This window comes from Streptococcus sp. Marseille-Q8145 (assembly GCF_965112035.1).
The window spans coordinates 586,306-597,212 of sequence record NZ_CBCOPQ010000002.1; the positions used below are offsets into that span (position 1 = coordinate 586,306).

A 10,907-nucleotide genomic window follows, 5' to 3' on the forward strand; every position below is an offset into this window, starting at 1 on the left:
AGTTGCCATAAAACAATTTAGGAGATTATCTATAATGGATAAATTATTTAAACTCAAAGAGCACGGTACGGATGTTCGTACGGAAGTTCTCGCTGGGTTAACAACTTTCTTTGCTATGAGCTACATCCTCTTTGTCAATCCAGCCATGCTGTCGCAAACGGGTATGCCAGCTCAAGGTGTCTTTCTGGCTACAATCATTGGTTCCGTTGCTGGAACGCTCATGATGGCCTTTTATGCCAACCTCCCTTACGCACAGGCGCCAGGTATGGGGCTAAATGCTTTCTTTACTTTCACGGTTGTCTTTAGTCTGGGCTATACTTGGCAAGAGGCTCTGGGTATGGTCTTCATCTGTGGTCTGATCTCGCTCTTCATTACCCTGACCAAGATTCGGAAGGCTATTATTGAGTCTATTCCATCAGCACTTCGTTCAGCTATTTCCGCTGGTATCGGTGTCTTCCTAGCTTATGTAGGGATTAAAAATGCCGGACTGTTGAAGTTTTCAATCGATCCAGGCAACTATGTAGTAGCTGGTAAAGGAGCTGACCAAGCCAAAGCTGCTATTACAGCAAACTCAGCTGCAACTCCGGGATTAGTTGATTTTAATAATCCAGCAGTTTTACTGGCTTTACTTGGCCTAGCGATTACAGTTTTCTTTGTAATCAAGGGCATCAAAGGCGGCATTATCTTGTCTATCTTTACAACAACGGTCGTAGCGATTGCTGTTGGCTTGGTAAACCTGTCTGCGATTGACTTCGGTCAGCACAATCTGTCAACAGCTCTGAAAGAACTTGGACAAGTGTTCGGGGTTGCGGTTGGTCCAGAAGGCTTGGGAGCTCTCTTTGCTGATACGGCGCGCCTACCTCAGACATTTATGGCCATCCTAGCCTTCTCTCTGACTGATATCTTTGATACTATTGGTACCTTGATTGGAACTGGTGAAAAAGTGGGGATCGTCGCAAGCTCTGGTGAAAACCATGAATCAGAAGGTTTGGATAAGGCTTTGTATTCAGACTTGATCGGTACGACTATCGGTGCAATCGCCGGAACATCTAACGTTACTACTTACGTAGAGTCTGCGGCTGGTATCGGAGCTGGCGGACGGACTGGTTTGACAGCCTTGGTTGTAGCGGTCTGCTTTGCAGTATCTAGCTTCTTTAGTCCACTTTTGGCCATCGTTCCAACAGCAGCAACTGCACCAATCTTGATTGTCGTTGGGATCATGATGCTTGGCAGTCTGAAAAATATCCAGTGGGATGATATGGCAGAAGCTGTCCCAGCTTTCTTTACTTCTATCTTCATGGGCTTCACTTACAGTATCACGAACGGGATTGCAGCAGGATTTATCATGTATGCTCTTGTGAAAGTTATCAAAGGTCAAGCTAAGGATGTGCATCCAATGATTTGGATTTTAAATCTCCTCTTCATCCTTAACTTTATCAGCCTAGCTCTTTCTTAAGAATCATTGTTAAGAAGTTGGACATCTTCCAGCTTCTTTTTTATGCGAGAAAAATATTTGTGAATGATCTTAGTTTCTTTTTGATAGAAGTGAGTGGCCTGTTTTCGACAAAAGATTTGGAGGTCTATCTAATTTTTTTCAAACATTTTGCTTCCTCTATTAGAAAATTGAGCGCAAATGCAAATCTTCTGGTATAATAAAAGAATGTTTAGTCATAATGAAGAAGAATTAATCAAATGGGGCCAGCGTCTCGGAAGCCTCCTTCAGGAGCAAGATGTTTTGGTTTTGACAGGAGACTTGGGTGCGGGCAAGACGACTTTTACCAAGGGCTTAGCTCAAGGTCTGGGCATCAAGCAGATGATCAAAAGTCCGACCTATACCATTGTTCGGGAGTATGAAGGACGTTTGCCACTGTATCATTTAGATGTCTATCGGATTGGTGAGGATCCGGACTCGATTGACTTGGATGATTTTCTCTTTGGTGAGGGAGTTACGGTCATCGAGTGGGGAGAATTACTAGGGGATAGTTTACCAGATGATTATCTGAAGCTGACCCTTGTGAAGAAAGACGACGGTCGCGAGCTAGTCTTTGAAAGTCAGGGACGCCGTTCTCAGGAACTACTGGAGGAATTGCTGCATGGCTGAGTTTAAATTGGCCTTGCGGGAGGCAGAAAAGACAGATGCCGCTGACTTGATTCGCTTTTTAAATCAAGTCGGAGCCGAGTCAGACTACATGACCTTGGATGAGGCGGGGATTTTGATGGATGAAGATCAGATGGCTCAGTTCATTCAGCGTCAAGCTGAGTCGGATAATCAGCTTTATCTCTTGGCCTTGCTTGATAATGAAATCGCTGGGATTGTCAGTATCACAGCGGATTTTCATGAGCGGATTCGTCACATTGGGCAAGTCTTTATCGTTGTCAAACAAGCCTTTTGGAATCAAGGCCTCGGTCGTATCTTGCTAGAAGAAGCTGTGGATTGGGCAGAAAATGGAAGCAGTCTTCGCCGTTTGGAACTGACTGTTCAGGTAAGAAATGAGCGAGCTGTTCATCTCTATAAAGAATTAGGATTTGAAATCGAAGGCCTACAAAAAAGAGGGGCCTATTTAAGAGAAGGGATATTTCTAGATGTTTACCTGATGGGAAAACTGATAGATTGATGAAATATGTTTAAAAAAATTGTACGAATGTTTTTAAGCCTTTTGCTTGTCACAGCTATTGGAGTAGGAGGCTATGCTTGGACTATTTACAATCAGTCAACGGACGCTTTGTCCCATACTTACAAGGGTTTTGGGAATGAGACGAACGTTATTGCGGAAACCAAGCCCTTGACGATTTTACTGATGGGGGTAGATACAGGAAGCGGCTCGCGGTCTGATACCTGGAAGGGAAATAGCGACTCTATGCTTCTCCTATCTGTCAATCCTCAGACTAAAAAGACGGTCATGATGAGTTTGGAGCGGGATATTCTGACTCAAATCGATGAAAATGGCGAAACGACAGAAGCCAAGCTAAATGCAGCCTATGCTTATGGCGGTGCAGAATTAGCCATCGCGACCATTGAGAAAATGATGAATATCCATATTGACCGCTATGTGATGATCAATATGCAAGGACTGGTTCAGCTAGTCGATGCAGTTGGCGGTATTGAAGTCAACAATACTTTTGATTTCCCGATTTCCATCGAAGAAAATGAACCAGAATACACTGCAACTGTCGAGCCAGGTAAGCATTTGATCAACGGAGACCAAGCTTTGGTTTATGCCCGCATGCGTTACCAGGATCCAGAGGGTGACTACGGTCGTCAGAAACGTCAGCGTGAGGTGATCCGAAAGGTCGTTGAGAAGGTGCTCAGCCTTAATAGTATCAGTCATTATCAAGCTATTTTGCGAGCAGTCAGCAAGAATATGCAGACCAATGTAGCGCTGGATGCGGGAAGTATCCCTCAGTTATTGGGCTACAAAGACGCCTTTAGAAGTATTCAGTCTGAACAATTGCGTGGGGAAGATGCTACCTTGGCTGATGGCGGTAGCTATCAGCTGGTTACGTCTGATCATTTGCTAGAAATGCAAAATTTGATTCGGAAAACGTTGGGCTTGTCTTCAGTTAAGACTCTGAAAACCAATGCCGTACTGTATGAAGACTTGATGGGAGGCCGGAGCCTACGTGCTTCTAGTTCAGAGAGTTCAAGCTCAGTCCAGAATGATCGAGCTATTTATAGCCAACCTAGTGAGAGCACTTATGGTAGTAGCTATAGCAGTTATAGTAGTTATAGTAGTTATAGCAACTATAGTTCCTATACTCCTGAGCCGAGCGCTAGCAGTGAACCGCCAGCAAGTTCTGCGCCTACATCTACGCCAGCTCCGACACCGTCAGCACCATCTGCCGATCACCCCACAACATCAGCATCTTCAGAATAAACAAATCGCCCAAGCTTACTAGCTTGAGCGATTTTTAATGTCCGTGGTTCTTATTTTGCGAGCCATTTCCAGAAGAAATCAATAATATAGGTCAGTCCGTAAGTGTAGATGATGAGGGTGATGGGTTTGCAGAGTACGATAATCAGCATATACTTTCTGAAGGTCATCTTGGTCAGGGCGGCCAGCATACAGAGGAAATCAGCAGGACTGATGGGCCAAATCATCATAAAGATAAAGAAACGCTCAAAACGATTTCCCTCATCCAGCCAGCCCACATACTTGTCATAGGTCCGCTTGCTGACGACGGACTGGACAAAGGCTGGTCCGTAGGTGCGTGCCAGATAGAATATGATGGCGCAGCCGATGACGATGCCAACATAGTTGTAGATGGTGCCGACGATATGCCCGTAGATAAAGATGCCCGCTACAGAGGTCAAGGCACCAGGGATAATGGGCACGACAGTCTGCAAGATTTGTAGGAAGATAAACAGAGGTGGTCCCCAGACGCCTGCTTGTTTGATAAAGGCAGACAAGGTTTCCTTGGACTGGAGAATCCCTGCATAGTAGGCCCAGATGCAAAAGGCCACTGTCCCCACAGCTCCGATGATGGACGACCAGTTGATGATTTTTTGCAAAAAGGGAGAAACAGCTTTCATTTCTCGATCCTTGCTTACCATAGGCACCTCCAAGAGAATTGTTCTTATATCTACTATAGCATCTTTTGCCATTTTTGTAAGCTTTGAAGCTATAGGTGCTAAAAAGTATGAAAGATGATATAATGATATGACTGGTGAGCAATAATCTATAAGCATTCAAAAATTAGAGAGAGTGCTTGTGCTCGAACTAAAAATTCTAAGAGTTAGGAGAGTTATAGTGGAAGAATTTCTAAACTTATATCACCAAAAATTGTGGGAGATTGCATATGAGAATCTCGTAACCACTTTTTTCTATCCTAATACAGTTTTCTGGCTTGTACTATTTTTAATTTTTTTGTACGGCTCTTTAGGAAAAAAACGGATTCTATTAATTATAGCTAGTTATTTCTTCTTGTTCCTTTTGGGCGGAGTCGCAGAGTCTGTGAATAGTTACGACAAAATTATGAATCCAAATTCAATTTATAACAAATACTTTCTTTACGATTCGATAGTTTCAGTAGAAGGTCATTTCCAGATTGAGTATGTAGATAAGCAGCCCTTATCTAGTGTTGATGGAGAGCTTAAGAAAGCAGATGTTATACTATTTGCGGTATATGCTCCTGTATATTATGATGGTCTTTTTACTGATACAGCATATTTGTTAACAGGTGAGTATAGACGAGGGAAATCATTTTTAGTTGCTTTAGTAGGATACAAAGAGAAAGATGGTGAATGGGAATCTGTTGACATTCGCATTGCACCGGGGGTTGAGGAGAAGGATTTTCAGAAATTTTCGAAGATACTTCATATCAGAAAAGCTAAAGAATCGTCTTTTAATGGCGTTGTCAGTTATCTTCAAGAACTTCATGAAAAAAAGTTAGAGAGGGAAAAAAATAGATAGTGGTCTTATGAGCATGAATTTTGCCCATTTTAAAATGAAGCTTCCCGTTTGGGAAGCTGTTTTCATTTACTTGGAAAATAGAGAAGGGAAAATCTCCCGATGGCTCTTGGAAGGAATGGGGTTATAGGTGCCAAAAAGCCTATTTTATGCTATAATAGTGCGAATACGATTTTTGGAGAGAGATGTGGCGATTGAAGATTACATGCCCGACTTTGCGGTTGAGGCGGTTTACGATTTGACAGTAGAGAGTTTGAAAAGGCAGGGGATCAAAGCGGTTTTGGTGGATTTGGATAATACCCTGATTGCTTGGAATAATCCTGACGGAACCCCAGAGATGAAGACGTGGCTCCATGATTTGCGGGATGCAGGCATTCGGATTATCGTGGTGTCCAATAATAACCAAAAACGGGTCAAGCGGGCTGTTGAAAAGTTTGACATTGACTACATCTACTGGGCGATGAAACCTTTCACTTGGGGAATTGACCGAGCGCTCAAGCTTTTTCATTTTGAAAAAAATGAAGTGGTCATGGTGGGCGACCAGCTCATGACGGATATTCGGGCAGCGCATCGGGCCGGGATTCGTTCGATTTTGGTCAAACCGCTGGTCGAGCACGACTCTATCAAGACTCAGATCAATCGGGCGCGTGAACGCCGTGTGCTCAAGAAAATCACTGAAAAATACGGCCCAATTCAATACAAAAAAGGAATTTAAGCATGGAAGAACTTCTCTGTATCGGCTGCGGAGTCCCTATTCAGACAGAAGATAAGAGCCAGCTAGGCTACACACCTCAGTCAGCTCTAGAAAAAGGCTTGGAGACAGGCGAACTCTATTGCCAGCGCTGTTTCCGTCTGCGCCATTATAATGAAATCAGCGACGTCCAGCTGACGGATGATGACTTTCTGCGGCTTCTGCATGAGGTTGGGGATAGCGACGCTTTGGTCGTCAATGTTGTCGATATTTTTGACTTTAATGGCTCGGTCATCCCTGGCCTGCCGCGCTTTGTCGCAGGAAATGATGTTCTCTTGGTCGGGAATAAAAAGGACATTCTGCCTAAGTCGGTCAAGGATGGCAAGGTAACCCAATGGCTGACGGAGCGAGCTCACGAAGAAGGCCTGCGTCCAGTTGATGTCATTCTGACCTCTGCTCAGAACAAGCAAGCGATTAAGGACTTGATTGACAAAATTGAGCACTGCCGCAAGGGACGTGATGTCTATGTAGTCGGCGTGACCAATGTCGGAAAGTCTACTTTGATTAATGCGATTATTCAGGAAATCACGGGTGATAAGGATATTATTACGACTTCGCGCTTCCCGGGAACAACTCTGGATAAAATTGAGATTCCTTTAGCGGATGGCAGTCATATCTATGATACGCCGGGTATCATCCATCGTCATCAGATGGCTCACTATCTTTCTGCTAAGAATCTCAAATACGTCAGTCCCAAAAAGGAAATCAAGCCCAAAACCTATCAGCTTAATCCAGAGCAAACCCTCTTTTTGGGTGGTTTAGGCCGTTTCGACTTTGTGGCAGGTGACAAGCAGGGCTTCACGGCTTATTTTGACAATGAGCTTAAGCTCCACCGTACCAAGTTGCAAGGTGCTAGCGAATTTTATGACAAGCATGTTGGCAGTCTACTAGTGCCACCAGTTGGCAAGGAAAAGGAAGAATTTCCAGCCTTGGTCAAGCATGAATTTAGCATCAAGGAAAAGACGGATATTGTCTTCTCTGGTCTGGGTTGGATTCGTGTCAGTGGTCCTGCCCGAGTAGCTGGCTGGGCGCCAGAGGGTGTGGCGGTTGTCACTCGGAAAGCGATTATATAATACTCAAGAAACCAAGGGGAATAAATCTCCTTAAAATAAGGAAGGAAAAGGCCATGAACAGTGGGGGGTAAAGCGAATCCTAGCTGTATCAAGCCTTATAGAAGAACATGACACTAACATCAAAACAACGGGCCTTTCTCAACAGTCAGGCACATAGTCTCAAACCTATCATTCAGATTGGGAAAAATGGACTCAACGACCAAATCAAAACCAGCGTTCGTCAGGCACTGGACGCGCGAGAGCTGATTAAGATCACGCTCTTGCAGAATACAGATGAGAATATCCACGAGGTTGCGGAGATTCTGGAAGAGGAAATCGGAGTGGATACGGTGCAGAAGATTGGCCGGATCTTGATTCTCTACAAGCAGTCCAGCAAGAAAGAAAATCGCAAACTTTCTGTCAAAGTCAAGCAAATTTAAGGAAAAATTTCTGTGGAGATGTCAGCCTATGGCTATTGAATTACTAACCCCCTTTACCAAGGTGGAATTAGAACCAGAAGTTAAAGATAAAAAACGCAAGCAGATTGGTATTTTAGGCGGGAATTTCAATCCTGTCCACCATGCTCATTTGGTCGTGGCGGATCAGGTCCGTCAACAGTTGGGCTTAGATCAGGTTCTACTCATGCCAGAGTATGAGCCGCCCCATGTGGATAAGAAAGAGACCATTGATGAACAGCATCGGCTGAAAATGTTGGAGCTGGCTATCGAGGGCATTGAAGGCTTAGGAATTGAAACCATTGAGCTGGAGCGCAAGGGAATTTCCTATACCTACGACACCATGAAGCTCCTGACAGAGCAACATCCAGATACGGACTATTACTTTATCATCGGTGCGGATATGGTGGACTACCTGCCCAAGTGGTACCGCATTGATGAGCTGGTTGAGCTGGTTCAATTTGTCGGTGTTCAGCGGCCGCGCTACAAGGCGGGGACTTCTTACCCTGTCATCTGGGTGGATGTCCCCCTTATGGATATTTCTTCCAGTATGGTGCGGGATTTTCTGGCTCAGGGACGGACTCCTAATTTCCTGTTGCCTCAGTCAGTGCTAGACTACATTAAGAAAGAAGGGCTTTACCTATGACCTATGAAAGCTATATCCGCATGAGTCGTGAGGCCTTACTGGCTAAGATGGAAACTGTCATGCCTGAGAAGCGCCTGCGGCATTGTCTAGGTGTGGAAAAGGCTGCCCGTGAATTAGCGGAGCGCTTCGGTCTTGATGTCGAAAAGGCTGGTCTGGCAGGCCTTCTACACGACTATGCCAAAAAGGTTTCAGATGAGGAATTTCTGGCCTTGATTGACAAATACCAGCTGGATCCTGATCTGAAAAACTGGGGCAATAATGTCTGGCATGGCATGGTGGGCATTTACAAGATTCAGGAAGATTTAGGCATAGAAGATGCTGAGATTCTGCGAGCCATCGAGGTTCATACGGTGGGCAGTGGCACCATGTCTGAGCTGGACAAGGTCGTCTATGTCGCTGACTATATCGAGCACAACCGGGACTTTCCGGGAGTAGACAAGGCCAGAGAGCTGGCCCAGTGGTCGCTCAATCAAGCTGTGGCCTATGAAACAGCAAGGACTGTGGAGCATTTGGCTCACAAAGGGATGCCCATCTACCCGCAGACCTTGGAGACCTACAATGCCTTTGTAGGATATTTGAAGGAAATAGAAGAATGAAAACAGCTCTAATCATTATAGATGTACAAAATATCTTAGTGGAGACAGGTTTTCAGTCTGATAAAATGATGGATAAAATTTCCTTTCTGCAGCATGAGGCCAGGAGTAAAGGTGTCGAAATTATTTATATTCAGCATATTGAAAATCCAGAAGATAGTGCGTTGGAAGATTGGCAGTTGTCTCCTCTCTTGAATCGAAAGTCAGACGAAAAGGTCTTTCAGAAGAAGTATAATAGTATTTTTAAAGAGACAGGTTTGAAGGATTACTTGGATAAAGAAGATATTGGCCGTCTAGTTTTATGTGGCATGCAGACGGAATATTGTGTAGATGCATCAGTTAAAGTTGGATTTGAATTTGATTATAAACTTGTCATTCCAGAAGGTGCTTTTACAACTTTTGATGGAGAAGAGGCTTCGGCAGAAAAAATAAATACTTTTTATCAAAAAATTTGGAACAGACGTTTTGCGGATGTTCTAGACTACAAAAACATTTTTAATTAAAGAGGAACTATGAAAGAACAAGAATTATTGGAACTGGTCGTGAAGGCGGCCGATGAAAAGCGCGCAGAAGATATTGTGGCTTTGGATTTGCAAGGTTTGACCACTGTGACAGATTACTTTGTCATCGTCAGCTCGATGAACAGCCGTCAACTGGATGCAGTCGCTGAAAATATCCGTGAGAAAGCTGCAGCGGCTGGAGTTTCTGCTGGTCATGTTGAGGGCGACGCAGCAGGTGGCTGGGTTCTCCTTGACTTGGGCGGCATCGTTGTCCATGTCTTTTCTGAGGAAATGCGGGCGCATTACAATCTGGAAAAGTTGTGGCACGAAGCAACTGGTGTGGATGTTGCGGCCTTATTGGAAGAAAAAAACAAGTGATTTTTTGCCCTTAGGCAGAAAGCAGAATTCGGCTCAGTCAGCCTGCTGGCTGGGCTATTTTTGAAAGGAAAAGTATGGCAACTTATGAAACCTTCGCGTCGGTTTACGATGCGATTATGGATGATTCTTTGTATGAGAAGTGGACGGAGTTCAGCCTGCGCCATTTTCCCAAGGATAAGAAAAAGCTGCTGGAGCTGGCCTGTGGTACGGGCATTCAGTCCATTTATTTTAAGCAGGCTGGTTTTGATGTGACAGGGCTGGACCTGAGTCAGGAAATGCTAGATTTGGCAGAGAAGCGTAGCAGAGAGGCCGGTTTGAACATTCCCTTTATCCAGGGCAATATGTTGGATTTGAGTGACGTCGGTCAGTTTGACCTAGTGACTTGCTATTCGGACTCGATTTGCTATATGGAGGATGAAGTCGATGTCGGTCAGGTCTTCTCCGAAGTCTATCAGCATCTAAATGAGGGCGGCCGCTTTATCTTTGATGTGCACTCGATTTACCAGATTGACGAGGTTTTTCCAGGTTATTCCTATCATGAAAATGCTGAAACCTTTGCCATGGTCTGGGATTCTTATGCGGACGAACCGCCTCATTCCATCGTGCATGAGCTGACTTTCTTTGTCCAAGACGAGGATGGGCGCTTCACGCGCCATGATGAGGTACATGAGGAGCGGACCTATGAGATTCTGACCTATGATATCTTGCTGGAGCAGGCCGGCTTTAAGAATGTCAAGGTTTACGCGGACTTTGAGGACAAGGAGCCGACTGATAAGAGCGCTCGCTGGTTCTTTGTGGCGGAGAAATGAAACTTAGCAATATGTTTTGAGGAGTTGAATTTGGAAAATAAACAGACTTTAATTTTTATAAAACAGAAAAATCGGACAGATGATGTTTTATCAATTAAGCCGGGAATAGATGGCAAAATTAAGGTGAGGTATACAAATAATAAAGAATATTCCTATAACAAAGAAGATGTTGAAGAATATCAATTTTTAGAAAAATTACCTGTAGAAAATTATCAATTTAGTCGCTCAGGATATGGCGCCTATAATAATGTTATCTCTGTTGAAAAATACTCATATTTAGAAAAAAATAAAATAAAAGTTTGTTTTGAACATGGC

At 44.1% G+C, this 10,907-nt stretch carries 14 protein-coding genes and 1 pseudogene; 14 read left to right on the top strand and 1 reads right to left on the bottom strand.

Going from position 1 to position 10,907, the window contains the following annotated elements; translation table 11 throughout:
* Window positions 1-34: 34 nt before the first annotated feature.
* From ACWPVL_RS06280 to lytR, 4 genes are all read left to right on the top strand, one after another.
* Window positions 35-1,456, top strand: a complete 1,422-nt coding sequence (locus ACWPVL_RS06280; protein ID WP_015605350.1) for an NCS2 family permease — start codon at window positions 35-37, stop codon at window positions 1,454-1,456.
* 204 nt (window positions 1,457-1,660) lie between these two features.
* Complete coding sequence (gene tsaE / locus ACWPVL_RS06285) at window positions 1,661-2,101, top strand: tRNA (adenosine(37)-N6)-threonylcarbamoyltransferase complex ATPase subunit type 1 TsaE (protein ID WP_454387639.1); 441 nt, start codon at window positions 1,661-1,663, stop codon at window positions 2,099-2,101.
* Complete coding sequence (locus ACWPVL_RS06290; RefSeq protein WP_454387641.1) at window positions 2,094-2,615, top strand: N-acetyltransferase family protein; 522 nt, start codon at window positions 2,094-2,096, stop codon at window positions 2,613-2,615. The genes tsaE and ACWPVL_RS06290 overlap by 8 nt, the downstream gene beginning before the upstream one ends.
* A 6-nt stretch (window positions 2,616-2,621) precedes the next feature.
* On the top strand, window positions 2,622-3,875 hold the full coding sequence (lytR, locus tag ACWPVL_RS06295; RefSeq protein ID WP_454387643.1) for a glycopolymer--peptidoglycan transferase LytR: 1,254 nt from the start codon (window positions 2,622-2,624) through the stop codon (window positions 3,873-3,875).
* A 50-nt stretch (window positions 3,876-3,925) separates the two neighbouring features.
* Here lytR and ACWPVL_RS06300 read toward each other — a convergent pair whose 3' ends face one another.
* On the bottom strand, window positions 3,926-4,552 hold the full coding sequence (locus ACWPVL_RS06300; protein ID WP_454387645.1) for a TVP38/TMEM64 family protein: 627 nt from the start codon (window positions 4,550-4,552) through the stop codon (window positions 3,926-3,928).
* A gap of 196 nt (window positions 4,553-4,748) precedes the next feature.
* Between ACWPVL_RS06300 and ACWPVL_RS06305 the strand changes: the two genes are divergently transcribed.
* The 10 genes and pseudogenes from ACWPVL_RS06305 to ACWPVL_RS06350 all read left to right on the top strand — a co-directional run.
* Window positions 4,749-5,411 (top strand): hypothetical protein, encoded by a 663-nt coding sequence (locus tag ACWPVL_RS06305; RefSeq protein WP_454387647.1) that lies wholly within the window; start codon window positions 4,749-4,751, stop codon window positions 5,409-5,411.
* 184 nt (window positions 5,412-5,595) lie between these two features.
* The gene (locus tag ACWPVL_RS06310) at window positions 5,596-6,123 is read left to right on the top strand and encodes a YqeG family HAD IIIA-type phosphatase (protein ID WP_454387649.1); all 528 of its coding nucleotides are present in this window, start codon (window positions 5,596-5,598) and stop codon (window positions 6,121-6,123) included.
* A 2-nt stretch (window positions 6,124-6,125) separates the two neighbouring features.
* Window positions 6,126-7,232 (top strand): ribosome biogenesis GTPase YqeH, encoded by a 1,107-nt coding sequence (yqeH, locus tag ACWPVL_RS06315; RefSeq protein WP_454387651.1) that lies wholly within the window; start codon window positions 6,126-6,128, stop codon window positions 7,230-7,232.
* A 107-nt stretch (window positions 7,233-7,339) separates the two neighbouring features.
* Complete coding sequence (yhbY, locus tag ACWPVL_RS06320) at window positions 7,340-7,651, top strand: ribosome assembly RNA-binding protein YhbY (RefSeq protein ID WP_008808453.1); 312 nt, start codon at window positions 7,340-7,342, stop codon at window positions 7,649-7,651.
* Window positions 7,652-7,679: 28 nt separating this feature from the next.
* Window positions 7,680-8,312 (top strand): nicotinate-nucleotide adenylyltransferase, encoded by a 633-nt coding sequence (locus ACWPVL_RS06325; RefSeq protein WP_454387653.1) that lies wholly within the window; start codon window positions 7,680-7,682, stop codon window positions 8,310-8,312.
* The gene (gene yqeK, locus ACWPVL_RS06330) at window positions 8,309-8,908 is read left to right on the top strand and encodes a bis(5'-nucleosyl)-tetraphosphatase (symmetrical) YqeK (RefSeq protein ID WP_454387655.1); all 600 of its coding nucleotides are present in this window, start codon (window positions 8,309-8,311) and stop codon (window positions 8,906-8,908) included. The genes ACWPVL_RS06325 and yqeK overlap by 4 nt, the downstream gene beginning before the upstream one ends.
* Window positions 8,905-9,408, top strand: coding sequence for a cysteine hydrolase family protein (locus tag ACWPVL_RS06335; protein ID WP_454387657.1), 504 nt, complete (start codon window positions 8,905-8,907; stop codon window positions 9,406-9,408). Before yqeK ends, ACWPVL_RS06335 begins: the two co-directional genes overlap by 4 nt.
* 9 nt (window positions 9,409-9,417) lie before the next feature.
* A complete protein-coding gene (gene rsfS, locus ACWPVL_RS06340) occupies window positions 9,418-9,783 on the top strand; it encodes a ribosome silencing factor (protein ID WP_002915774.1) in 366 nt (121 codons plus the stop codon).
* A 74-nt stretch (window positions 9,784-9,857) separates the two neighbouring features.
* Complete coding sequence (locus ACWPVL_RS06345) at window positions 9,858-10,592, top strand: class I SAM-dependent DNA methyltransferase (RefSeq protein WP_454387659.1); 735 nt, start codon at window positions 9,858-9,860, stop codon at window positions 10,590-10,592.
* Window positions 10,593-10,622: 30 nt separating this feature from the next.
* Window positions 10,623-10,907: pseudogene (locus tag ACWPVL_RS06350) on the top strand (AAA domain-containing protein); the annotation flags it as partial.

What these genes read in the sequence shown, in the direction of transcription:
- ACWPVL_RS06280 (WP_015605350.1), top strand. Translation starts at nt 35, where the DNA reads ATGGATAAATTATTTAAACTCAAAGAGCACGGTACGGATGTTCGTACG.
- tsaE (WP_454387639.1), top strand. Translation starts at nt 1,661, where the DNA reads ATGTTTAGTCATAATGAAGAAGAATTAATCAAATGGGGCCAGCGTCTC.
- ACWPVL_RS06290 (WP_454387641.1), top strand. Translation starts at nt 2,094, where the DNA reads ATGGCTGAGTTTAAATTGGCCTTGCGGGAGGCAGAAAAGACAGATGCC.
- lytR (WP_454387643.1), top strand. Translation starts at nt 2,622, where the DNA reads ATGTTTAAAAAAATTGTACGAATGTTTTTAAGCCTTTTGCTTGTCACA.
- ACWPVL_RS06300 (WP_454387645.1), bottom strand. Translation starts at nt 4,552, where the DNA reads ATGGTAAGCAAGGATCGAGAAATGAAAGCTGTTTCTCCCTTTTTGCAA.
- yqeH (WP_454387651.1), top strand. Translation starts at nt 6,126, where the DNA reads ATGGAAGAACTTCTCTGTATCGGCTGCGGAGTCCCTATTCAGACAGAA.
- yhbY (WP_008808453.1), top strand. Translation starts at nt 7,340, where the DNA reads ATGACACTAACATCAAAACAACGGGCCTTTCTCAACAGTCAGGCACAT.
- ACWPVL_RS06325 (WP_454387653.1), top strand. Translation starts at nt 7,680, where the DNA reads ATGGCTATTGAATTACTAACCCCCTTTACCAAGGTGGAATTAGAACCA.
- yqeK (WP_454387655.1), top strand. Translation starts at nt 8,309, where the DNA reads ATGACCTATGAAAGCTATATCCGCATGAGTCGTGAGGCCTTACTGGCT.
- ACWPVL_RS06335 (WP_454387657.1), top strand. Translation starts at nt 8,905, where the DNA reads ATGAAAACAGCTCTAATCATTATAGATGTACAAAATATCTTAGTGGAG.
- rsfS (WP_002915774.1), top strand. Translation starts at nt 9,418, where the DNA reads ATGAAAGAACAAGAATTATTGGAACTGGTCGTGAAGGCGGCCGATGAA.
- ACWPVL_RS06345 (WP_454387659.1), top strand. Translation starts at nt 9,858, where the DNA reads ATGGCAACTTATGAAACCTTCGCGTCGGTTTACGATGCGATTATGGAT.